We start from the raw sequence: 21,950 nt of genomic DNA, 5'->3' as shown, positions 1-21,950 counted from the left end.
CGGTGGCCCCTGATGCGGGTTCGAGCGCTGGTCCCGTCCTTGCGCCACGGCGCCCCTTCTGGTCCGGTCGGAGCGTCGACCATGCCACGTCCACGCCGCGGGTACCCGAGCGGCACCGAGATCACGCGGAAGCCGGCTCGGGGCCGCTGCGGGTCTCCGAACTGGCCGAGTGGCAGGGCGTGGACAAGTCGACGATGACGATGCAGGTGCGCAGGCTGGAGGAGCGCGGGCTGGTCGAGCGCCGGCCGGACCCGCGCGACCGGCGGGGCGTCCTCGTGCGCGCCACTCCGCGCGGGCGCCGGGTGCGCAGCCGGATGGACGCGGCGGGTGCGGCGGTGTTCACCGACATGCTGCGCGACTGGCCCGCCGCCGACCGCGCGGCGCTCACCGACCTGCTGGAGCGGTTCGCGCGGGAACTGGGGGAGCGGGCGCTCGGCGATGCCCCGGCGACCGACGACCCGGCGCCGTGATCACCGGACGCGCCCTCTCTCGAACCACGTGACCACCCGCACGACGAGCCGCGGCAGCAGGGCGGCCAGCAGGAGCACGACCACCGGGACACCCGCGGGTCGGCTGGGTGATCGACCGCCGGATCTGCCTGCAGACTCTCCCCGGGGACGCCCGCGACCGGTAGCGCCCACCGCCCAGAGGAGGCCGGAACAGTGCAGTTCCATCTCAACGGCTACAGGCCCGGCGACCCGTTCGTCGCGGAGCCGCATCCCTCGGTCGCGCAGCGGCCGGCCGGCCTGCCGGACGAGGCCGACGTGCTGGTCGTCGGCTGCGGTCCGGCCGGTCTGGTGCTGGCCGCGCAGCTGGCGAACTTCCCCGACATCAGGACAGTGGTCGTCGACCGCAGGGACGGTCCGCTGGAGGTGGGCCAGGCCGACGGGGTCGCCTGCCGCACGGTGGAGATGTTCGAGGCGTTCGGCCTCGCCGACCGCCTCGTCGCCGAGGCGTACCAGGTCAACGAGGTCAGCTTCTGGCGGCCCGACCCGCGGGACCGGACGCGGATCATCCGGACCGGGCGCGTCCCGGACGTCGAGGACGACCTGTCGGAGATGCCGCACGTCATCGTCAACCAGGCCCGCATGCTCGCCCACCTCCTCGACCACATGCAGCGCTCGGCCGGCAGGTTGCGGCCGTTCTACGGCCTGCAGGCCGACGCCGTCGAGATCGACACGAGCGCGACGGCCGAGTACCCGGTGACCGTCACCCTCGCCCACGTCGAGGGGTCCCGGGAGACGGGGCGGACCTCGACGATCCGGGCCCGGTACGTCGTCGGCTGCGACGGGGCCCGCAGCGGCGTGCGGACCGCGATCGGCCGCGAGCTGGTCGGCGACCCGATGAACCAGTCGTGGGGCGTCATGGACGTCCTGGCGGTCACCGACTTCCCGGACGTCCGGCTCAAGTGCGCGATCCACTCCGCGAACCAGGGCAACATCCTGATCATCCCGCGCGAGGGCGGCCACCTCGTCCGGTTCTACATCGAGCTGGACAACGTCCGCGACGAGGAGCTGCGGGACCGGCGCGCCGCCACCCCGGAGAAGCTCGCCGAGGTCGCGAACCGGATCCTGCACCCGTACACGGTGCAGGTCAGGGACGTCGGGTGGTGGTCGGTCTACGAGATCGGCCAGCGGCTCTGCGACAAGTTCGACGACGTCCCGGAGGAGGAGGTGCCCACCCGCGTCCCCCGGGTGTTCATCGCCGGCGACGCCTGCCACACCCACAGCGCCAAGGCCGGCCAGGGCATGAACGTGTCCATGGCCGACACCTGGAACCTCGGCTGGAAGCTGGCGGCGGTGCTGCGCGGGCGGGCCCGGCCCGAGCTGCTGCACACCTACTCCGCGGAGCGCCGGCAGATCGCCCAGCAGCTCATCGACTTCGACCGCGAGTTCGCCGCGATGTTCAGCGCCCGGCCCGCGGAGGACGGCGACGACTCCGGCGGCGGCGTGGACCCGGCGGAGTTCCAGCGGTACTTCGTCACCCAGGGCCGCTTCACCGCCGGGGTCGCGACCCGGTACGACCCCTCGATGATCACCGCTGAGCCGGCGTTCGCGCACCTCGCGGCGGGCTTCCCGATCGGGATGCGCTTCCACTCGGCCCCGGTCGTGCGGCTGGCCGACGCCAAACCGGTCCACCTCGGCCACGTCGCCCGGGCCGACGGCGCCTGGCGCCTCTACGCCTTCGCCGACCGCGCCGACCCGACCGGCGGGGACTCCCGCCTGCGGCGGCTGTGCGAGTTCCTGGCCTCCGGGGCGTCCCCGATCGCGCGCCACACGCCGAGCGGGGACGACCCCGACTCCGTCATCGACGTCCGCGCCGTCTTCCAGCAGGGGCACCGCGACCTGGCCGTCGACCGCATGCCGGCGGTCCTGCTGCCGCGCAAGGGCCGGTTCGGCCTGGTCGACTACGAGAAGGCGTTCTGCCCCGACCCGAAGGCCGCCGACGTCTTCGACCTGCGCGGCGTCGACCGGGAGGCCGGCTGCGTGGTCGTCGTCCGCCCGGACCAGCACGTCGCGAACGTGCTCCCGCTGCACGCGCACGAGGCACTGGCCGACTTCTTCGCCGGGATCCTCCTCGACGCCGAGTAGCTCCCGCCGGGTGCGGGGCGCGATCAGCCCTCGGCCGCGGTCGCCCTGCCGCGGGCCTGCGACTCAGGTGCGCGGGTGCCGGTCGGTGGTCCGCGACGAGCCGTGCCACGCCCACCAGATCAACCCGGTCGTCACGGTGACCGCCAGCGCGCCGGCGACCGACCCGGCCAGCAGCAGCGGGACGCCCAGCAGGAACACGACCACGACGGCCGCGATGGCCGGGGCTTCGGCGGGGTGGCCCGCGCGGGGCATCCGGGTGGTGAACGTCCTGGCGAACTCCGGATCGTCGGCGGCGGTGCGGCGTTCGAGCTCGCGCAGCACCCGTCGCTCGTGATCGTTGAGCATGGGAACCTCCGTGGGATGTGACCACGACCGGACCGGGAGGGCTATCGTACCACGATACATCGTATTACGATACAACAGTGCGCGTCGACGGCCCGGTCCGAGGGAGTGATGGGATGCGGCCCATGAGCAGCGAGGCGGACGGGGCGGCGCCGCTGTCCAAGCGCGACTTCGAGGCGCTGGCCCAGTTCCGCTCCGGGATCCGGCGCTACCTGCGCTTCAGCGAGGAGACGGTGCGCCGCGACGGGCTCACGCCGCAGCAGTACCAGCTGCTGCTGGCGCTCAAGGGCTTCCCCGGCCGCGACTGGGCGACCGTGCGCGAGATCGCCGAGCGGCTCCAGCTGCGCCACCACAGCGTGGTCGAGCTGATCAACCGCGCGCAGGCCGAGGGCCTGGTCGAGCGCGGCCCGGACCCGGACGACAAGCGGTTGGTCCGGGTGCTGCTGACCGCGGTGGGCGAGCGCGTCCTGGCCCGGCTGAGCGCGCTGCACCGCGCCGAGCTGCACCGGATGCGCTCGGTGCTCACCCTGCCGCTCTGGAGCGACCCACCGGACGGGGCCGGGGGTTCCGTCGCCTAGCCCCGGCAGCGTGCTCGTCGCCGCCGTGACGCAGGCTCACCGGGAACCCGGATCGGTGCCGGTGGCGTGGCAGGTCGGGCAGAGCCGGGTGCGGGGGATGGCCCGCAGCAGCGCCGCGGGGATCGACCCGGCGCAGCCCCGGCAGCGTGTGTAGTGGCCCAGTCGCATCGCGGCGAGCGCGTCGTCGATGTCGGCCAGCGCCCGGTGCGCCCCGTCCAGGACGGCGGCGCGCACCTCGGCCAGCGCGGCGCCGCCCGGCTGGGCCGCCGCGGACGCCGGGACCGCCAGCTGCTCGATGCGGAAGCGGCGCTCGGCCCGCAGGGCGCCCCGCAGCGCGGCGAGCTCGTGCGGGTCGAACTCGTCCGGGACCGGGCGGTGGTACGACGGGAACTCGGCGGTGGCGGGCACGGCGGCCTCCTTCGGTGGGCGGGGGGTGGGTCGGGCCGGGCCGTGGCGGGGCGGGGTGTCGGAACGCGAACGCGCCGCGGCGCGCGCTCGACGCTCGGCGGCGACCACTCCGCGAACCAGGACACGTCCAGGCCTACCACGGCTCGGCAACCTGAGGCCAACTCTCCGACTTCGATTGCCGGGCGTCGGCAATCTGCGCGCCCCTGTGTTGCGGATCGCGAACCCTGCCAGGCGGGCCGGCCGGCCGCACAGTGGAGGAGAGGCGTGCAACCGGATGCCCCGGGACCGTGCACGCCGATCGGGCCGGGGCGCGAAGGGCGAGGAGTGGGGGATGCCGAGCGGACGCGGTGGCGGTGCGGGGGTGGCGGTGGTCGGCGCCGGGATGGTGGGCCTGGCCACGGCGTGGTTCCTGCAGGAACGCGGGGTCGACGTGGAGGTGCTGGAGCGGCGGCGCCGGGAGCCGGTGCCTCGTGGGGCAACGCCGGCTGGCTGGCCCCCGCGCTGACCACACCGCTGCCCGCACCGGAGGTGCTCCGCTACGGCGTGCGCGCGATGCTCGACCCGTCCTCGCCCGTGTACGTGCCGGTGGCCGCCCGCCCGGCGCTGTGGCGGTTCCTGCTCGGCTTCGCCCGGCACTGCACACCCGCCCGGTGGACCCGGGCGATGGCGGCGCTGCGGCCGCTGAACGAGCGGGCCGTCGACGCCTTCGACGAGCTCGCCGCCGGCGGGGTCGAGGCCGCCACCTCGGCCGCCGACCCGTTCCTGGCCTGCTTCCACGGCCCCGCCGGGCAGCGGTCGCTGCTCGCCGAGCTGACCGAGCTGTCCGAGCTCGGCCAGAAGATCGACTTCGAGGCCCTCGACGGCGCCGAGGCCCGCAGTCGCAACCCCGCGCTCAGCGAGCACGTCACCGCCGCCGTGGAACTGCACGACCAGCGGTTCATCGACCCGCCGGCGTTCGTCGCCGCGCTGGCGCGCGCGGTCGTCGAGCGCGGCGGGCGGCTGCAGGAGGGCTGTGAGGTCCTCGACGTGCGCGACGAGGGCGACGCCGTCCGCGTCGACACCGCGGGAGGAAGCCGCCGCTACGACGCGGTGGTGCTGGCCACGGGCGCCTGGTTGCCCGCGCTCGCCCGCCGCTTCGGCATCCGGGTCCCGGTGCAGGCCGGTCGCGGCTACAGCTTCAGCGTCGCCGCCGACTCCCCGCTCCCCGGCCCGGTCTACCTGCCCGACCAGCGGGTGGCCTGCACGCCGCTCGACGGGCGGCTGCGGATCGCCGGGATGATGGAGTTCCGCGGTCCCGACGAGCCGCTCGACCCGCGCCGCGTGCGGGCCATCGTGGAGGCGGCCCGGCCGTTCTTCACGAGCCTGGGGCTCGACGAGCGCCGCGACGAGTGGGTGGGGTCGCGCCCGTGCACCCCGGACGGGCTCCCGATCGTCGGGCCCACCCGCGCGCCGCGGGTGTTCGCCGCGGGCGGCCACGGCATGTGGGGTGTCGTGCTCGGCCCCCTCACCGGCAGCCTGACGGCCGAGGCGATCACCACCGGGCGGGTGCCCGACGAGCTGCGCCCCCTCGACCCGCTGCGCTGACGGCGCGGTTCGCGGCGGCCGGTCGACGGCCTGATCGCTGCTCTGCGCACCCCGGTCGAGCACGACGGCGTCGGCGCAGATCGTCTTCGCGAGTGGGGCGCCGTTCAGCGGCGCGGGGCGAACAGTTCGACGAGGTTGTCGTCCGGGTCGGCGATCAGGATCTGGCGGCCACCGGGGCCGCTGACCAGCTCGCTGCGGAACCGCACGCCGGCGTCGCGCAGGCGCGTGATGGTGGCGTCGAGGTCGTCGACGACCAGGTGGATGCGGTTGCGGCCGGCGGTCGCGGCGTCGGCGGGAGTGGCGCGGGCGCCCGAGCTCGCGGGCCCGGACAGCAGCAGCCGCAGCCGGCCGCGGACGACGTCGGCGAACGCGGGGGCGGCGTCGGTGTTGAGTTCGAAACCCAGGTGGGTGGTGTAGAAGTCGATGGCGGTCTGCACGTCGTCGACGATGTAGCGGACTCCGACGTACTGGTCGGTCTCGGTCACGGCGGATCCTTCTGGTGGACGGGTTCGGTCAGGACCGGCAGCAGGTGGCCGATCCGCGTGTCGATCTCGGCGGCGACGCGCTGGAACGCGGGGTACGTCGCGTCGGCGGTGCCCCCTGGCGTGGCCGGGTCGGGGACGCTCCAGTGGGCCCGTCGGGGGTGGCCGGGGAAATCCGGGCACACCTCGCGCGCGCGGTCGCACAGGGTGATGACGCGGTCGAACCGGCGACCGTCGAGCGTGTCCACGTGCCGGGGGCGCTGCGCGGAGGGGTCGACGCCGTAGGACTCGCGCAGCACCCGGATCGTGTTGGGGTGCAGGTCGGGCTTGGGCCGGCTGCCGGCGCTGGTCGCGGTCACCCGGCCGGTGGTGCGGTGGCGCAGCAGGGCTTCGGCGATCGGGGAGCGGCTGCTGTTGCCCGTGCACACGAACAGCACGGCGACGGGCCCGCCCCGGTGCCCGTGGAGGGGGGCGGCGGGCCCGGTCGGGTCGTGGCGCAACGCCGGGTGCAGGGCGGACCCGCTGTCGGCCAGTTCCCGTGCGCAGCGGTCCAGGTCCAGGTGGTAGTAGCTGTCGCGGCCGTCGGAGCTGCTGCGGGTGGCGGTGACCAGCCCGGCGTCGCGCAGGAGTCGCAGGTGGTAGGAGACCAGGTTCTGCGGCTCGTCGACCCGGGCGCTGAGCTCCCGGACGCGGTAGTCGCTGTCGGCGAGTGCGGCAAGGAGCTGCCAGCGCAGCGGATGGGCCGCGGTCCGGAGGAATGCCGGAGGACCCGTGGCGATCTGTCGTCGGAGCGACACGAGAGCACAGTACAGCCGACGAACCCAATGCATCAAGCCGGTTTGATGTATCAGCTCGAGGGAGGGCTGCGTGCTGCGGGTGCGCGTCGGGAACCGTCGAGGCAGGCGCGCCTGAGCCGGGCGCGATCGCGGCGGTGGACGTCGAACCGACAATCGTCGGCGACGGCGAGGAACTGCTTGTTGCCAATCACTGCCAATCGCTGTGCCGTCGCCTTTCGGGTGGGTTGCGAATTCGCCCGGAATTGGGGAGGGTGGCGAAAGCGGTCCGGCGGGACGGGGAAGAAATGGTCGAGCGGCGCGATCCGGACCATGGTGAGGCCCACGGTCACGGGCATCCGACCGGGGTCCGCGGTCTGCTGGGGTCGATCTTCGCACCGCACAGCCACGACCCCGCGGACTCGCTCGACCCGGCGCTGGAGGCCGACACCGCGGGGATCAGGGCGCTGAAGGTCAGCCTGCTGGTGCTGCTGGTCACCGGGGCGCTGCAGGCGGTCGTCGTCGCGCTCACCGGATCGGTGGCGCTGCTCGCCGACACCATCCACAACTTCTCCGACGCGCTGACGGCCGTCCCGCTGTGGATCGCGTTCGTCCTCGGGCGCCGCTCGCCGACCCGTCGCTACACCTACGGCTTCGGGCGGGCGGAGGACCTCGCCGGTGTCGTGATCGTCGCGATGATCGCGCTGTCCGCGGTCGTGGCGGGGTACGAGTCGATCCGACGGCTGCTCGACCCGCAACCGGTCGGCGACGTCGGCGCGCTGATCGTGGCCGGGCTCGTCGGGTTCGCCGGCAACGAGCTGGTGGCGGTCTACCGCATCCGCGTCGGGCGCCGGATCGGCTCCGCCGCGCTGGTCGCCGACGGCCTGCACGCCCGCACCGACGGCTTCACCTCGCTCGCCGTGGTGGTCGGCGGGCTCGGGGTGCTGGTGGGGTTCCCGCTCGCCGACCCGATCGTCGGTCTGCTGATCACGGTCGCGATCCTGGTGGTCCTGCGCAGCGCCGCCCGCGACATCTACCGCCGCCTCATGGACGCCGTCGACCCCGCGCTGGTCGACCGGGCCGAGGCGACCCTGCTCCGGGTGCCGGGCGTGCAGGGGATCGAGGCGGTGCGGCTGCGCTGGATCGGCCACCGGGTCCGCGCGGAGGTCGGCATCGTCGTCGACGGTGGGCTGAGCCTGGTCGGTGCGCACGCGATCGCGGCCGAGGCGCACCACCGGTTGCTGCACGGGGTGCCCCGGTTGGTCGAGGCCACGGTGCACACGAGCCCGTCGGGACCCGAGGGGCGCGCGCACCACGACGCGCTGGCCCACCACACCAGCTCCGGCTGATGGGTTCCCCCTTCACCGGCCGGCGGCTCGCCGGTCGGCCGTGCTCGGTGGCGATCGCCCCGGTCGGGCCACCGACGCCGGCCGGCCGCACGGGCCTGCGAGCACCTGTGGGCCGGCCGGCGACGGGCCGTCCTACGACGACTTCTCGATGTCCCTGAGGAACTCGTGGCAGCGGGCGGCCCGCTCGGAGTCCTGCGCCATGACCGAGCGGAAGAAGTCGGCGATGTCGGTGCGGCCTACGTTCTCCGCGTCGCGGACGTACTGGCCGTAGTCGTGGCCGGCCTTCAACGAGTGGTACTGGACCGAGATCAGGTCGAAGGTCACGTCGTCGAATCCGGTTTCGCCGGTGGCCATGCTGGTCTCCTCACGTCGATCCGTCACTTCGGTGCCCGGGTACCCATCGGATCCGCGCCGACGCGGCGGTGGACGCATGACATCGCGAACGGTGGGATAACCCCGTCCCGACGGAGCGGCACCGCGACCACCGCACCCGCGGGTCGAGCGGCCACCCGATCACGTGGGCGCGGGAGGGGACGACGGTGCTGCGGATGCGGTTGGTGATGGTGGGCGTGGACGCGGTGTCCGGCCGGCCCGTCCTGCTCTTCGAGGAGGTCGGCGGGGCGGCCCGCCTGCTGCGGATGGAGGTCGGGCCGGTCCGGGCGCGGGCGATCGAGGCGGCGTGGCGCGGCGAACGGGTGGAACCGGCGACCCTCGGCCTCCTGGGGCTGCTGCGGGCCGCGGTGGGCCACCGCCCGGTGCGCGTGGTGATCGGTGCCGGCGCCGCCGGCCGCTGGGCCGCCACGGTGCTGCTCGACGGCGGCGGGCAGGTGCTGACCGACCCACCCGACGCCGTGCTGCTCGCACTCGCCGACCGCGTTCCGATCATGGCCGAGGACGACCTGCTCAGCCCGGCCGGAACGGGCGCGGCGGGGCTCGCGCCCGAGCCGACACCGGCGCAGCGGGAGCAGCTGCACCGGTTCCGCCGCTTCCTCGCCGACGTCGTGCCGGACGACTTCAGGGTCTGACCCACCCGCGGCCCGGGGAGTTCGAGCGAGTGGGATCGCACCGATTGAGCGCGGCCGGGTGGGTACCCGCAGGACCATGAGCCACGATTCGCCGCTGCCCATCCCGGAGTTCGACCACCTGCCCGTCGGCAGCGTGGCGCACCGGATCCGGACGCTCGACGCGGACGGCCTGTCGACCCTGCTCGATCACGAGCGCGAGCACGGCGACCGGGTCGCCGTCGTCCAGCTGCTCGAACAGCGGCTGGCCGCGCTGCGGTCCGGCGAGGCCGAGCCGTCCGGTGGCGACCCGGCCGGGGCGCAGCCCGAGCACGCTCCGCCGCCGGCCGGTATGCCGGCCGGTGATCCGGGCGGGAAGACCGACAACAACCAGCCGCTGCGGCACGGGGTCGCGGGCCAGACCCCGAACCGCCAGGTCCGCGCCCGCTGAGCGGGAGCGGCGTCGCCCACCCGTGCTGCGGACCATGGGTGGGCTGACGCCGGTCCCCGACCCGGCGGGGACGGTGGAGGGGGCGACGCCGCGGGGGCGGCGTCGCCCGGGCAGCCGCGTCGACGGCGGCGGGAACGCCGGACGCGGCGGGTCTCGGGGAGCGGCTGGGGTGTCCGGGTCGGACGCCGGTCGCCTCTCGGCGCACCCGTGGGTGGCAGGAGGTGAGGCCCGGGGACTCGGATCGCCCGGCTCGGACAGCCGGTACAACCGCGCTTCCCGGGTGTTCATTCCCGGGCCCGCTGCGCCATCCTCGCCGCCGAGGAGCCTGCGGAGCCTCGCTGCCGCTCAGGCCTCGTGGTCGCGGTGGCGGCGCAGCGCGGCGGCGGCCGAGTCGCCGTCGGGCTCCTGGGCGATCCCGGCGAGCATCTGCTCGACCTTCTCGTCGGGCTGCAGCGGGGCCAGCAGCGGGGTGTCGCGGTCGACGACGGCCTCGACGAGGAAGGGACGGTCGGCGGAGAGCGCCCGGCGCCACACCTCCTCGATCTGCCCGGCGGACTCGATCCGGGCGGCGGCCAGCCCGAGCAGCTCGGCGTAGCCGGCGTAGGGGAAGTCGGGGACCTCCTGCGAGGTCGGGTAGCGGGGGTCGCCCTCCATCTCCCGCTGCTCCCAGGAGACCTCGGACAGGTCGCGGTTGTGCAGCACGAGCACGGCGAAGCGGGGGTCCTTCCAGCTGCGCCAGTGCCGGGCGACGGTGACCAGTTCCAGCAGGCCGTTCATCTGCATGGCGCCGTCGCCGGCCAGCACCACGACCGGGCGGTCGGGGTGGGCGAGCTTCGCGGCGAGCGCGGTGGGCATGGCGCAGCCCATGGACGCGAGCGTGCCCGAGACGTGGCCACGCACGCCGGGGGGCAGCCGCAGGAACCGGGCGTACCAGTAGGTGCACGAGCCGACGTCGACGCTGACGGTGCTGTCGTCGGGCAGCACCGCCGACAGCGCGTGCACGACCTGCTGCGGGTTGAGCTGCCCGTTCCCGGGCTGCTCCGCCGCGCGCTGCTCGCGGATGTCGTGCCAGCGGCGCACGGCCCGCTCGACCCGGTCGCGCCAGCCGGGGTCGGCCGGGGCGGCGTCGTGCGCGGCGAGCCGGTCGCGCAGCGCGGCCAGGGTGTCGCGGGCGTCGCCGGTCAGGCCGACCTCGACCGGGGTCTTGGTGCCGATGTTGCGGGCGGCGATGTCGACCTGGACGGTGCGGGCCTGCCCGGGAGCCGGGTAGAACTCCGTCCACGGGTCGTTGCTGCCGACGACGAGCAGCGTGTCGCAGCCGCGCATCAGCTCGGCGGACGCGGTGGTGCCGAGGTGGCCCATCACGCCGCAGTGGTAGGGCAGGGACTCGTCGAGCACCGGCTTGCCCAGCAGCGACGCGGTCACCCCGGCGCCGAGCCGCTCGGCCAGCGCCACCAGCTCCGCTTCCGCCCCGTAGGCGCCCTGACCGACCAGGATCGCCGGGCGGGAGCCGGCCGTGAGCACCTCCACGGCGCGGTCGAGGTCGGCCGCCCTCGGGACCACGTGCGGGCGGGACATCGCCGTGCTGGTCGCCACGACGCCGTGGGCGTGCGGGGTCTGCTCGGGCAGCTTGGCCTTCTGCACGTCGTGGGGCACGATCACGCAGGTGGGGCTGGAGGTGTCCAGCGCGGTGCGGAAGGCGTTGTCGAGCACCAGGGGCAGCTGCTCGGGGGACAGCACGGTCTGCAGGTACTGGCCGCAGACGTCCTTGAACAGCGTGTGCAGGTCGACCTCCTGCAGGTAGCCGCTGCCCAGCGCGGTGCTCACGACCTGGCCGACGATCGCGACGACGGGCTTGCGGTCGAGCTTGGCGTCGTAGAGCCCGGCGAGCAGGTGGATCGCCCCCGGGCCCTGGGTGGACAGGCAGACGCCCACCTCGCCGGTGACCTTGGCGTGGCCCGCGGCCATGAACGCCGTCATCTCCTCGTGCCGGGCGGTGACCAGCTCGGGGTCGCCGCCCGCCCGGTGCAACGCCGCCAGCAGCGGGTCGATCCCGTCGCCCGCGTAGCCGAAGACCCGACGCACCCCCCAGTCGCGCAACCGCGCGACGACGCCGTCGGCGACCAGGTCCGGCCCGTCGTTCACGCGCCCGCCCCGCTCACCACGACCGGGCGCCGGCCGACCGTTCCCGTGCGGACCACTGCGATCATGTCGGGCTCCCTCCGGAAGGACGTGCCCGCTGGTGGTACCCCCGACCGGGGCGGCCACTCATGCATGAGCCGGTCCGCCGGTGCCGGAGTCCCTGCCCCGGTGGGGGCTGGTCGGGTTGGGGACATGGGCCGCGGTGGTGCGGCCGACGTCCCCAGATCCATGATCACCGGGTGCTGATCTCCGGCGTCCGCGCCCGGGAGCGGTGCCCGACCGCACCGGGTCGGACCGGCCGGGTCCGGTCGGTCCGACCCCGGGGCGGACACGGGATCGGGGACGGGCGGGCCGCGGCGGAGTCGGACCTCGCGCCGCGGTGGCCTGCTCAGTGCCGGCGGGCGGGAAGGCCGCGACCGAGCAGCACGCCCAGCCCGATCATCCCGATGGCCAGCACCAGGTGCAGCCAGTTGTCGGCCGTGTTGACCGGCACGAAGTTGGCGGCGCTGTCGTGGTCGATCAGCAGGCCGTAGATCCAGAGCACGGCGTAGACGGCGCCGCCCCAGATCAGGAAGTTCTTGGCGCCGGTGGCCGTGCGCGCCAGCGCGAGCCCGGCCACGCCGAACGCGGCGTGGACCAGGTTGTGCAGGATGGACACGGCGAACACGCCCAGCAGCAGGGCACCGGACCCGTGCCCGGCGAAGGACAGCTGGTCGTAATTGGTGGTGATGCCGGGGATGAAGCCGAGGATGCCGACGAGCAGGAAGACCGCGGCGACGACGATGGCGGCCAGCTGGACGGGGTGGCGCCCGGTCCGGGTGGTCGAACCGGGGTCGCCGGTGGGGTTGGAGGTCATGACTGTTCCTTCCGTGGGTGCCGGTGGCCGGGGTGGTCATCGGCGTGGTGTCAGCAGTACCCACGGGCGGCGCTCGTAGTCGGCTGAACCGTTTGAACGGGGTGCACCTGGCCAGTCCGCGGACCACCCGTCCCGCGGGGCGCCGGGGGGCGACCGGAGCCGGTCCGGCAGGGCCGACGCGACGATGCCGTCCGGCATCTCCGAGCACCTGTCGTTCTTCGACCGCTTCGCCTCGACCGCGAGCGGCTTCGTCTCGCGGGCCTGGTTCTTCCTGCTGTGCGTGCTCCTGGTGCTGCTGTGGGCGGCGCGTCAGGCCTGGTGCTGGGTCGTGCCGTCCATGCCGGCGCGCAGGCGCGCGAGCGTGGTGGTGAGCAGGCGGGAGACGTGCATCTGGGAGATGCCGAGCTGGTCGGCGATCTGGCTCTGGGTCTGGTTGCCGAAGAAGCGCAGCAGGAGGATGCGCCGGTCGCGGTCGGGCAGCGCGTCCAGCAGCGGACCGAGTGCTTCGCGGTCCTCCATGAGGTCGAGGTCGGGGTCGGGGGCGCCGAGCGCGCCGGCGTAGCGCTGGTTCTCCGCGGCGGTCTCGTCGCCGGGGAAGGGTTCGTCGAGGGAGGCGAGCTGGGTGCGGGAGTTGGCCTCGAGGGCTTCGATGACCGCGGCCAGGTCGATGTCGAGGTACCGGGAGACGTCGCTGGGTCGGGGGGCGGTCCCGTGTCGGCGGCTGAGCTCGTCGGTGGCGTGGTGGACGGCGCTCTGCAGCTGCCGGATGCGGCGGGGGATGCGGATGGTGGAGGTGCGGTCGCGGTAGTGGCGCTGGATCTCGCCGGTGATGGTGGGGACGGCGAAGGCGAGGAAGTCGTGGCCGCGGTCGACGTCGAAGCGGTCCACGGCGTTGATCAGGCCGATGGTGGCGACCTGCTCGAGGTCGTCGAGGTTCTCGCCGCGGGTGCGGTGGCGGCGGGCGATGTGGTGGGCGACGGGCAGGTAGCCGGTGATGAGTTCGGTGCGCAGTGCGCGCCGGCGGGGGTGGTCGGCGGGCAGGTGCTTGCGCTCGGTGAACAGGGGCGCCAGGTGGTCGTACTCGGCGACCACCGGGGGATCGGCCGGCGGATCGCCGGCTGCCGGCTGGGCTTCTGATGGGGTTCGTCCGTCGACCCGGACGCCGTCGGTCTCGATCACGAGGGCGTTCCAGCCGCCGATGAGCGCGACGAGGTCGTCGAGGGCGGGGCCGGGTTGGACGCGCAGGTCGATGCTGTGGGCCAGGGCGGTGCGCACGGTGTCGGCGATGGTCTGGGTGCCGCCGCAGTCGATGAAGGTCACGTCGCGGAGGTCGATGACCAGGGCGGGCGACCCGGTGCCGAGTGCCCTGCCGAGCGCTGCGTCGAGCGCGTCGGTGAGGTGCGACCTGGTCGCCAGGTCGACCTCGCCGCTCGCCCGGAGCGTCGTGCGGCCGCCGGCGTGCGTCCGCACGTCGATCCGCAGCATCCCGGGAGCTGCGGGCCGGTCCTGGCGGGACGGTGCGGCGGACGCTGGAGGCATGGGGGCGACTTCCCGGTCGAGGCGGCGAAGCGCTGTCCAGCGGGCTTCGTCAGCACGTGGCAAGGCGGTCGACGTTCGGCTTCCCGGTCCGAGCAGCGCGCAAACCGCCCGCCACCGCCGTGCGCCATCGGCCGCTAGGCTCGTCCGCGACGGCGGTGGGGCTCGCCGACGACCGCTCCGGGACGGGCACCCCTCCGGCCCGGCGCCAACAGTCCCTACCTCGACGAGAGGTGGGTGAGTCGTGTCCGGTGCCGAGGAGCGGCCCGAGATCGTCGATCCCGATGACGACCCGGGCGACGCGGCCGAGCGCCCGGAGGCGGGCGGCCCCGGGCGCGGGCCGGTGCCGGTGCTGGTGGCGGTCGCGGTGGGCGGGGTGGTCGGCGCGGAGGCCCGCTACGGGCTGTCACTGGCCCTCCCGCACGCCCCCGGGGCGTGGCCGTGGTCGACGCTGCTGGTCAACGCGTCGGGCTGCGTGCTGATCGGCGTGCTCATGGTGCTGGTCACCGAGCGGGTGCGGGTGCACCCGCTGACCCGCCCGCTGCTGGGGGTCGGGGTGCTCGGCGGCTACACGACGTTCTCCAGCTACGCGGTGGACGTGGTCGGGCTGGTCGGCGCGGGACGGGTCGTGCCGGCCGCGGGCTACGCGGTGGCCACGCCGCTGCTGGCCCTGCTCGCCGTGGCGGTCGGGGTGTGGCTGACCCGGCGCGCGACCGCCCGGTGGTCGGCGGGGGAGCGGCGATGACGGTGCTGTGGGTGGCGATCGGGGCCGCGGTGGGGGCGCCGTTGCGGTACCTGGTCGACCGGGCCGTGCGGGGCAGGCTCCGCGGCGGGTTCCCGTGGGGCACCTTCACGGTGAACGTGGTCGCGTCGTTCGTGCTGGGCCTGGTCACCGCCCTGGCGGTCGACCCCGCGCAGGCCGCGGTGCTCGGGGTGGGCTTCTGCGGGGCGCTGAGCACCTACAGCACGTTCGGCTACGAGACGTTCGCGCTGCTGGAGGGCCGCGCCGTGGGCACGGCCGTGGCGAACCTGGTCGGCAGCGTGGTCGCCGGGCTCTCCGCGGTCACCGCCGGCTACCTGGTCGGGCTCGCGCTGCCCTGGTGAAGGGACTCGGCGTCCCCGCTCGTCGTCGGCCCCGCACCTGCCCGCCCCGGGGCGGGGCGGCGCTCAGGCGGGAACGCCACCGTCGGCCGCCGCGGCGACCGCGCGCAGTTCGGAGACCGCCGCCTCCGCGGAGGCGGTGAACCGCAGCGGTGGCATGTCCAGCCGCGCGGCCAGGACCGGGAGCCACGGCGGCGCCCCGATGACGACGAGCGGCTTGCCGAGGTGGGTCGTGCGTTCGGCGAGCTCGACGAGATCGCGCACCGCGACGGCGCCGACGAACACGCCCGTCAGGTCCATGAGCACCGCCTCCGCCGGCCCGGAGGCGACGTCGAGCAGCTGGTCCCGCGCCGCGGCCCGGGTGGACAGGTCGATGTCGACGCGCGCGGTCAGCAGCACCGCGTGGCGGCCGGGGATGGGCGCGTCGGGGATGCGCGTGAGGCCGAACACCGGGCCGGACGCACTGTCGTGGGACACCCGTTCCCCCTTCTCGTTGGCCGCCACCGCGGACGCGCGGTGCTGGCCCGACTGGTCGCGGGGGGCAGAGCGAACGGCCGGAAGCTGGTTGGTACCCATGTCTCGGTCGGTGCAACGGTCGGGGCAGCGGATCACCCGCGTGGGTGATCCCCGTCTGATCTCCGTCAGGTCGCGGACGGGCGCGGTGCGCACCGGGCGTCGCGCGGCGCCACCGCATCCGCGGCCACCGAGTGGGGGCCACCGTACGGGGTACGACAGGCGCGACAGCAGCTGTGGCGGGCGGAAGGGCGGCGGCGGTCCGCCCCGAGCCGCGCCGACCGTGATCGGAGCCGTGCATGCCCATCGACGACGTCGCCTTCTCCGTGAGCTTGATGGCTCTGCTGGCCAGGGTGGACCTCCCGACGCGGGCCGACGGGCAGGACGTGCAGGCGCGGCTCGACGAGGTGCTCTCCGCGGCCACCGGCGTCCTCGGCGTGGACAGCGTCGGGCTGATGATGCTCGACGAGGACGACGTCCTGCGGGTGGTGGGCGTGACCGATGACGCCGCGGGCGTGCTGGAGGCGGCGCAGCAGCGGTTGGACGTCGGACCGGGCATCGACTGCGTGCGCGACGGGGCCGTCGTCGCCGTCGACGACCTGGCCGGCAGCGAGCGGTACGCCCCGGTGTGGGAGTGCCTGCGGGGCCCGTCGAACGGGCAGCCGCGCGGCGGCGGCGCAGCGCGGGCGGTGCTGTCCGTTCCCGTGCGGGTGCGGGGCGAGACCGTCGGTACGCTCAACGCGCTGCACCGCACCCCGCAACGGTGGGACGACGCCCAGGTGCGCGCCGTCGAGGCATATGGTGCCGTCATCGCGATCCTGCTCCGGTTGGAGGCCGCCGCCCGGACCGACGGGAGTGTGCCGAACCGGCCCCGGCCGATCGAGGAGGACTGACGTTGCCCAACATCGATCCGCAGAACCTGGCGGCCAGCCTGCGCCGGCTGGGCGTCGCCGACGGCCACGACGACATCACCGGGGCGATCGACCGCGCGGTCACCGCGTGCGTGGACCTGTTCGGGGTCGACGGCAGCGGGCTGATGATCGCCGACGACCAGAACACGCTGCGCTACCTGGTCTCCAGCGACGGCCCCGGGCGGGTGCTGGAGGAGGTCCAGTCCGAGACCGGCCAGGGCCCCTGCGTCGACACCTTCGTCCACGGCGCCCCGGTGCGGACCGAGGACATGACCCGCGAGGAGCGGTGGCCGCGCAGCCGGGAGACCATCGTCGAGCACGGCGTGCGCGCCGTGATGGGGGTGCCGGTGCGCCTGGGCGGGGTGACGGTCGGGTCGCTGGACGTCTACCGCGACCACCCGCACGCCTGGGACGAGTCGGAGCAGGACGCGCTGGTCCGCTACAGCGCGGTGGTCGAGGCGGCGCTGCGGGCCGCCCTGGCCGGGCACAACGCCACCGAGCTCGCCGGTCAGCTCCAGTACGCCCTGGACAACCGGGTCCTGATCGAGCGCGCCGTCGGCTTCCTCATGGGGCGGGGCGGGATGGACGCGGTCAGCGCCTTCGAGGTCCTGCGCTCGGCGGCGCGCAGCCGGCGGAGCAAGGTCGCCCAGGTCGCCCAGGAGGTCCTGGAGACCGGGAGACCGCCGACGCGCCAGGGGTGAGGGCCCCGCTCGGCACGCGCGGGGGTCCCCGTGGCATCCCGCCGACACGGCGGGATCCGGAGGTCCGATCGCCGTCCCGACCGGGTCCACAGTGGTGGAGCCGACGAGGCGAGGTAGCACGTGAGCGGCGTCAGCCCGCCGTGGACAGCAGGGCCCACACGGTCTTGCCGTCGTCGTGGGTGGTGCCGCCCAGGCGCAGGGCGATGGTCGCGACGGCGTGCAGGCCGCGTCCCCTGCCGACGCCGACGGCCCGCGGCCGTGGGCGCGGCGACGGCCCGGGCAGGTGGTCGCGGACCTCGATCCACAGCCCCTGCTCGTCGAGCCGCAGGCCCACCTCGCACGGCGTGCCCGCGTGCTCCACGGCGTTGGTGACCAGTTCGGTGACCACCAGCCGGGCGCCGCCGGCGATGTCGTCGACGGCCCAGTCGTGGCAGGCCGCGGTGGTGAACTCGCGGGCGGCGCGGGGTGAGGTGGGCTCCGGGGGCAGGTGCAGGTGGCGGCTGACCGTGTCGGGGCGGGTCAGCAGCCGCTGCCGGGCCGCGGCCCGGTCGGCGACCAGCGGGACGGTCCGGGTGATCCGCCGGCGGTGCAGCTCGGTGGCCATCCGCGGCTCGGCGGCGTAGAGCACCAGGTGCGCGGCGGGCCAGCCGCCCGCGGTGGCCAACGCGGTGCTGAAGACGCCCGCAGCGGGCTCCCAGGCCAGCCGGAAGCCGGACAGGTCGACCAGCAGCCGGCGGTGGGAGGCCAACAGCTTGGCCAGTACCCGGCGGACGTCGGGGGCCGTGCCCAGGCGCAGCTCGCCGGCCAGGTGCACCTCGGCGCGGTCCGGGTCCACCTCGAGGCCCGCCACGACGGCGCTGATCAGCACAGGTGCACCTCCACTGCACACCATAAGGACCCGTGGGCAGGCGAGCGGTCGTCGGCGGTCGGTCGTCACATCGCAGCGGTGGGCGGGTACCCGTCGGTCCGGGCTCCATGCGCCCGACGGCGACACCGGGCGCGGGCGTGGACGGTCGTTCGACCGCGCCGCGCCGGCCTGCGCGCTGCGGCGGAGCCGGGCAGGGGGTACGAATCAGGCATGGACGAGTCCGAGGGCCTCCGCGCCAGGGCCGCGGCGAACCTGGACCGCGGTCGCCGGCTGGCGGCGCAGGTGTCCGACATCGCCGGCCACGTCGCGGACACCGAGGAGCAGATCGCCGAGCAGCGCGACCGGATGGCGGAGGAGCGGGCCGCGGAGGATCCCGGCCGCGCCGAGCGGCTGCGGGCGCAGGCCGCGGACGCGCGCTCCTTCGCCGAGCACGAACGGGCTGAGCACCGCCGCTGGGCGCAGCCGCCGAGCGGGACCGGTCCGCCCGCACCCGGCACCGGGGTGCCCGCACCGCCGGAGCAGCGGGACGAGGACGCGCCCGCCGGGTGACGCGCCCGGTGCTCGACGGGGGGCGGTGGTGCGCGGCCGCGATCGCCGCTCCGTCGAGTCCGCGGTCAGGTGGTGAGGGTGGCCCAGGACGGCGTGGGGACGGTGAACAGCTCGGCCCGCCCCGGTGCCATCGCCGGCGTGACCAGGGCCGGGGCGCTGCGGTGCAGCGGCAGGACGAAGCCGGCGCAGCCGGGCTGCCCGACAGCGAGTTCGAGCGGTCCGAGTTCCAGCGCACCGCGGGCTGACCGGCGGGGACGGGCTCAGCTCGACCGCCGTGCCGCCGCCCCTTCCAGGCCGGCGCGCAGCCGCGCGAGGATGGAGCCGAGCAGCCGGGAGACGTGCATCTGGGAGATGCCGAGCTCGTCGGCGATCTGGCTCTGGGTCTGGTTGCCGTAGAAGCGCCGCAGCAGGATCTGCCGGTCGCGCTCGGTCAGGGCGGCGATCAGCGGGGCGAGCGACTCGCGGTCCTCGACGAGGTCGAGGTCGGAGTCGTCGACCTGGAGCGCCGCGGCGAAGCGGGTGTTCTCGGGGGCGGCCTCGTCGCCGGGGAACGGCTCGTCGAGCGAGGACACGTGGGCCCGGGGTCCGGCCTCGAGCGCGTCGAGGACGTCGCCGAGGTCGATGCCGAGGTGGCGGGCGATGTCGCTGGGGCGCGGTGCGCGTCCGCCCTGCCTGCGGAGCTCCTCGACCGCGAGGTGCACGGCGGACTGCAGCTGCCGGATCCGGCGGGGGATGCGGATGGTGGAGGTGCGGTCGCGGTAGTGCCGCTGCACCTCGCCGTTGATGGTGGGGACGGCGTAGGCGAGGAAGTCGACGCCGCGCTGCACGTCGAACCGGTCGACCGCGTTGATCAGCCCGAGGGTGGCGACCTGTTCGAGGTCGTCGGGGTTCTCGCCGCGGGCGCGGTGGCGGCGGGCGATGTGCCGGGCGATCGGGAGGTAGCCGAGGATGAGCTCGTCGCGCAGCGCGGCCCGCCGCGGATCCGCCGGCCGCAGCCCGTCGCGCTCGACGAACAGCGGTGGCAGGTGGTCGTACTCGGTGCCGCGCTGCACGTCGGCTCGGGAAGGACCGGGCTCCGCCGCGGCGGGCGGCAGCACCGCGGTCGCGTCCGGACCGCCGATCGCGACCCACCCGCCGAGCAGCGCGAGGAGGTCCCGCACGGCGGGGCCCGGGAGCACGCGGAGGTCGACGCCCCGGGCCGCGGCGCCGTGGGCGGTCGCGCTGACGAGGTCGGCGCCGCCGCAGTCGACGAACGACACCTGCCGCAGGTCGACCACCATGCGGGCCTGCTGCTCCCGGTCGCCGCGCCCGGTGGGGGTGGAGACGGCGGACAACGCCGTGCCGAGCGCGTCGGCGAGCCGGCCCCTGGTCGCCAGGTCGACGTCGCCGCGCACCCGGACGCTGGCGACGGGGCCCTCCGCGTCGCGGCCCGTGCGGACGTCGATCCCGAGGAGCTCGTCGGGGTGCTCAGCCGGATCCGGAGCTCGGCGGTACGTGTCCGGGGCGGGCGAAGGGGACATGACCGGTGACTCCCTATTGAGCGCGAAGCGGTGCGGCAAGGGGTCAGGGCCGCCGGGCCCACCACGCTAGGTACTCCGGGGCGATGCGGCAAGTGACGTCACCCACCGGGTACGGCGCCGTTACCGCGCCCCGACGGTCACGGGGTCCCGGCGGGGACGGCGTCGCGCCAGGAGTGCTCCGGGGAGTACCCCAGGACGCGGCGGGCCTTCGCGATGCTCAGCAGCGTCTCGTGCTCGCCGAGCTCGCCGCGGACCTCCACGTCCGGGAAGACCTCGGCCATCAGCGACGCGCTGGAGCGCCGCATCACGGTGTCGGCGTTGGCGATGACGAACACGTCGGCGCCGGTCGCGTCGAGCTGGAGGGCCTTGCGCACCGCCTGCGCGCCGTCGCGCGCGTCGATGTAGCCCCACAGGTTCCACTTGCGGGCGTGCGGATCGGTGTCGAAGGCCGGGAAGCGCTGGTACTCGTGCGGCAGCATCACGTTGGAGAACCGCAGCCCGATGATCTTCGTGCGCGGGTCCCAGCGGCAGAACTGCACCGCCATCTCCTCGCCGAGGGCCTTCGACAGGGAGTAGCTGGAGTTCGGGCGCGGGTGGTAGGCCTCGTCGACCGGGGCGTAGGGCGGCGGCTCGTCGAAGGGCAGCCCGAGCACGGTCTCGCTGGAGGCCCAGACGATGTTGCGGACGCCGGCGGCCCGCGCGGCCGCGAAGGCCGAGTACGTGCTGAGCACGTTGTTCTCGAACGTGGCGGCGTCGGTGGCCAACCCCGGGGCGGGGACCGCGCCGAGGTGCACGAGTGCGTCGACGCCGCGGCGGTGGTGCTCGTCGACGCCGAGCAGCGCCTCCAGCACCTGGCCGTGGTCGGCGAGGTCGATCCGGAGGAACCGGCTGCCCCCGGGCCGGTCGGCGGGCGGCTCCCGGTCGAGGTTGGTGACGGTGTGGCCGTGGGCGACCAGGTCGGCCACCACCACCCGCCCGAGCTTGCCGGAGCCCCCGGTCACCGCGATGCGCACGACCCCACCCTGCCCGCCGGGCGGCGCGACCGCACGATCAGGAGCGCGGTGGCGCCGCGCTCGCCGAGGCGGCTGAGTGCGTCGCCGTGTCGGGGCTTAGCCTCGACCGCGTGGAAATCGACGCCGCCCGCGACCGCTTCACCGCCGCCTCCCGGGCCGCGCAGGACCAGCTCCTCGACGTCCTGAACGCCCAGCGCGACGGCCACCCGGACGCCGTCCGGGCCGCGGTCGTCGACCTCGTCGAGGCCCAGCGCGCCACCGTCGAGGCGCACCAGCAGCTCGTCGACGCCGCCGGCCGGTACGAGATCGACCCCGAGGTGCGGGCCCGCCTCGAGGCCGAGCACGCGCAGCTGCGCCACCACCTCGCCGCCACCGAGCACGAGCTCGACCGGCTCACGGTCCGGCCGGGTCACGCCCCCGACCCGGCGCCCCAGGTCATCGACCTGAGCATCCCGCTGGTCGCCTCGGCAGACGACATGGCCCTGGTGGCCGACCGCCTGCAGCGCGCGGCGCACATCGCCGACCGGGCGGGCGCTCCGCTGCTCGTCGGGCCGCTGCTCGACGTCGCCCACCTGCTCCGCCGGGTCGCCGACGAGGGCGGCACCGAACCGAGCACCCACGCCGCGGCGGACCTGGCCGCCGCGCTGCTGGGCTACCAGGACCACCTGCCGATGCCCTGAC

24 protein-coding genes and 1 pseudogene are annotated in these 21,950 nt (G+C 75.0%); 13 read left to right on the top strand and 12 right to left on the bottom strand.

Annotated features, from left to right (window positions below; genetic code table 11):
- Nucleotides 1-2 precede the first annotated feature (2 nt).
- Together KDL28_RS41070 and KDL28_RS06205 are read left to right on the top strand one after the other, a co-directional pair.
- Nucleotides 3-470: a MarR family winged helix-turn-helix transcriptional regulator gene (locus tag KDL28_RS41070; RefSeq protein ID WP_308215929.1), complete on the top strand. Its 468-nt coding sequence runs from the start codon at nt 3-5 to the stop codon at nt 468-470.
- A 192-nt stretch (nt 471-662) separates the two neighbouring features.
- On the top strand, nt 663-2,591 hold the full coding sequence (locus tag KDL28_RS06205; RefSeq protein ID WP_252436240.1) for an FAD-binding monooxygenase: 1,929 nt from the start codon (nt 663-665) through the stop codon (nt 2,589-2,591).
- 63 nt (nt 2,592-2,654) lie between these two features.
- Here the strand turns inward: KDL28_RS06205 and KDL28_RS06200 are convergent, their stop codons facing one another.
- Nucleotides 2,655-2,936, bottom strand: a complete 282-nt coding sequence (locus tag KDL28_RS06200) for a DUF3040 domain-containing protein (protein WP_252436239.1) — start codon at nt 2,934-2,936, stop codon at nt 2,655-2,657.
- 122 nt (nt 2,937-3,058) lie between these two features.
- Between KDL28_RS06200 and KDL28_RS06195 the strand changes: the two genes are divergently transcribed.
- Complete coding sequence (locus tag KDL28_RS06195) at nt 3,059-3,511, top strand: MarR family winged helix-turn-helix transcriptional regulator (RefSeq protein WP_252436238.1); 453 nt, start codon at nt 3,059-3,061, stop codon at nt 3,509-3,511.
- Between the two features lie 36 nt (nt 3,512-3,547).
- Here the strand turns inward: KDL28_RS06195 and KDL28_RS06190 are convergent, their stop codons facing one another.
- Nucleotides 3,548-3,919: a TraR/DksA family transcriptional regulator gene (locus tag KDL28_RS06190; RefSeq protein ID WP_252436237.1), complete on the bottom strand. Its 372-nt coding sequence runs from the start codon at nt 3,917-3,919 to the stop codon at nt 3,548-3,550.
- Between KDL28_RS06190 and KDL28_RS06185 the strand changes: the two are divergent.
- Nucleotides 3,807-5,503: pseudogene (locus KDL28_RS06185) on the top strand (NAD(P)/FAD-dependent oxidoreductase). The gene KDL28_RS06190 and the pseudogene KDL28_RS06185 sit on opposite strands and share 113 nt — an antisense overlap.
- A 104-nt stretch (nt 5,504-5,607) precedes the next feature.
- On the opposite strand, the gene KDL28_RS06180 reads toward KDL28_RS06185, so the two are convergent.
- Both KDL28_RS06180 and KDL28_RS06175 read right to left on the bottom strand, forming a co-directional pair.
- Nucleotides 5,608-5,988: a VOC family protein gene (locus KDL28_RS06180; RefSeq protein WP_252436236.1), complete on the bottom strand. Its 381-nt coding sequence runs from the start codon at nt 5,986-5,988 to the stop codon at nt 5,608-5,610.
- On the bottom strand, nt 5,985-6,764 hold the full coding sequence (locus KDL28_RS06175) for an arsenate reductase/protein-tyrosine-phosphatase family protein (RefSeq protein ID WP_252436286.1): 780 nt from the start codon (nt 6,762-6,764) through the stop codon (nt 5,985-5,987). The genes KDL28_RS06180 and KDL28_RS06175 overlap by 4 nt, the downstream gene beginning before the upstream one ends.
- A gap of 302 nt (nt 6,765-7,066) precedes the next feature.
- On the opposite strand from KDL28_RS06175, the gene KDL28_RS06170 reads away from it, so the two are divergent.
- Nucleotides 7,067-8,107: a cation diffusion facilitator family transporter gene (locus KDL28_RS06170; protein ID WP_252436235.1), complete on the top strand. Its 1,041-nt coding sequence runs from the start codon at nt 7,067-7,069 to the stop codon at nt 8,105-8,107.
- Nucleotides 8,108-8,239: 132 nt separating this feature from the next.
- Here the strand turns inward: KDL28_RS06170 and KDL28_RS06165 are convergent, their stop codons facing one another.
- Entirely contained in the window at nt 8,240-8,461 is a 222-nt protein-coding gene (locus KDL28_RS06165) for an acyl carrier protein (RefSeq protein ID WP_252436234.1), read from the bottom strand.
- A 194-nt stretch (nt 8,462-8,655) separates the two neighbouring features.
- On the opposite strand from KDL28_RS06165, the gene KDL28_RS06160 reads away from it, so the two are divergent.
- A complete protein-coding gene (locus KDL28_RS06160) occupies nt 8,656-9,132 on the top strand; it encodes a bifunctional nuclease domain-containing protein (protein WP_252436233.1) in 477 nt (158 codons plus the stop codon).
- A 76-nt stretch (nt 9,133-9,208) separates the two neighbouring features.
- Nucleotides 9,209-9,559 (top strand): DUF8129 domain-containing protein, encoded by a 351-nt coding sequence (locus KDL28_RS06155; RefSeq protein ID WP_252436232.1) that lies wholly within the window; start codon nt 9,209-9,211, stop codon nt 9,557-9,559.
- A 345-nt stretch (nt 9,560-9,904) separates the two neighbouring features.
- Here the strand turns inward: KDL28_RS06155 and KDL28_RS06150 are convergent, their stop codons facing one another.
- From KDL28_RS06150 to KDL28_RS06140, 3 genes are all read right to left on the bottom strand, one after another.
- Entirely contained in the window at nt 9,905-11,704 is a 1,800-nt protein-coding gene (locus KDL28_RS06150; RefSeq protein WP_252436231.1) for a thiamine pyrophosphate-requiring protein, read from the bottom strand.
- A gap of 385 nt (nt 11,705-12,089) precedes the next feature.
- On the bottom strand, nt 12,090-12,557 hold the full coding sequence (locus KDL28_RS06145) for a DUF4383 domain-containing protein (RefSeq protein ID WP_252436230.1): 468 nt from the start codon (nt 12,555-12,557) through the stop codon (nt 12,090-12,092).
- 309 nt (nt 12,558-12,866) lie between these two features.
- The gene (locus KDL28_RS06140) at nt 12,867-14,096 is read right to left on the bottom strand and encodes a SigB/SigF/SigG family RNA polymerase sigma factor (protein ID WP_252436229.1); all 1,230 of its coding nucleotides are present in this window, start codon (nt 14,094-14,096) and stop codon (nt 12,867-12,869) included.
- A gap of 241 nt (nt 14,097-14,337) precedes the next feature.
- Between KDL28_RS06140 and crcB (KDL28_RS06135) the strand changes: the two genes are divergently transcribed.
- Together crcB (KDL28_RS06135) and crcB (KDL28_RS06130) are read left to right on the top strand one after the other, a co-directional pair.
- Entirely contained in the window at nt 14,338-14,838 is a 501-nt protein-coding gene (gene crcB / locus KDL28_RS06135; protein ID WP_308215928.1) for a fluoride efflux transporter CrcB, read from the top strand.
- Nucleotides 14,835-15,197, top strand: coding sequence for a fluoride efflux transporter CrcB (crcB, locus tag KDL28_RS06130; protein ID WP_252436228.1), 363 nt, complete (start codon nt 14,835-14,837; stop codon nt 15,195-15,197). Before crcB (KDL28_RS06135) ends, crcB (KDL28_RS06130) begins: the two co-directional genes overlap by 4 nt.
- A 63-nt stretch (nt 15,198-15,260) precedes the next feature.
- On the opposite strand, the gene KDL28_RS06125 is transcribed toward crcB (KDL28_RS06130), so the two are convergent.
- Nucleotides 15,261-15,671 carry an STAS domain-containing protein gene (locus KDL28_RS06125; protein WP_252436227.1) on the bottom strand — a complete coding sequence of 137 codons (411 nt, stop codon included), beginning with the start codon at nt 15,669-15,671 and terminating at the stop codon, nt 15,261-15,263.
- 335 nt (nt 15,672-16,006) lie between these two features.
- Here KDL28_RS06125 and KDL28_RS06120 point away from each other — a divergent pair, with 335 nt between their 5' ends.
- The gene (locus KDL28_RS06120) at nt 16,007-16,600 is read left to right on the top strand and encodes a GAF domain-containing protein (RefSeq protein WP_252436226.1); all 594 of its coding nucleotides are present in this window, start codon (nt 16,007-16,009) and stop codon (nt 16,598-16,600) included.
- A 2-nt stretch (nt 16,601-16,602) separates the two neighbouring features.
- On the top strand, nt 16,603-17,319 hold the full coding sequence (locus KDL28_RS06115; protein ID WP_252436225.1) for a GAF and ANTAR domain-containing protein: 717 nt from the start codon (nt 16,603-16,605) through the stop codon (nt 17,317-17,319).
- Nucleotides 17,320-17,449: 130 nt separating this feature from the next.
- Here the strand turns inward: KDL28_RS06115 and KDL28_RS06110 are convergent, their stop codons facing one another.
- The gene (locus KDL28_RS06110) at nt 17,450-18,187 is read right to left on the bottom strand and encodes an ATP-binding protein (protein ID WP_252436224.1); all 738 of its coding nucleotides are present in this window, start codon (nt 18,185-18,187) and stop codon (nt 17,450-17,452) included.
- Nucleotides 18,188-18,397: 210 nt separating this feature from the next.
- Here KDL28_RS06110 and KDL28_RS06105 point away from each other — a divergent pair, with 210 nt between their 5' ends.
- Entirely contained in the window at nt 18,398-18,736 is a 339-nt protein-coding gene (locus KDL28_RS06105) for a hypothetical protein (RefSeq protein WP_252436223.1), read from the top strand.
- 260 nt (nt 18,737-18,996) lie between these two features.
- On the opposite strand, the gene KDL28_RS06100 is transcribed toward KDL28_RS06105, so the two are convergent.
- Nucleotides 18,997-20,256, bottom strand: a complete 1,260-nt coding sequence (locus KDL28_RS06100) for a SigB/SigF/SigG family RNA polymerase sigma factor (RefSeq protein WP_252436222.1) — start codon at nt 20,254-20,256, stop codon at nt 18,997-18,999.
- A 137-nt stretch (nt 20,257-20,393) separates the two neighbouring features.
- Nucleotides 20,394-21,269, bottom strand: coding sequence for an NAD-dependent epimerase/dehydratase family protein (locus tag KDL28_RS06095; protein WP_252436221.1), 876 nt, complete (start codon nt 21,267-21,269; stop codon nt 20,394-20,396).
- A gap of 110 nt (nt 21,270-21,379) precedes the next feature.
- On the opposite strand from KDL28_RS06095, the gene KDL28_RS06090 reads away from it, so the two are divergent.
- Nucleotides 21,380-21,949, top strand: coding sequence for a hypothetical protein (locus KDL28_RS06090; protein WP_252436220.1), 570 nt, complete (start codon nt 21,380-21,382; stop codon nt 21,947-21,949).
- Nucleotide 21,950 lies beyond the last annotated feature (1 nt).

Source organism: Pseudonocardia humida (genome assembly GCF_023898865.1).
GTDB lineage: Bacteria > Actinomycetota > Actinomycetes > Mycobacteriales > Pseudonocardiaceae > Pseudonocardia > Pseudonocardia humida.
Note: the sequence above shows the minus strand (reverse complement) of the source record. Positions and strands in the feature narration are given on the sequence as shown.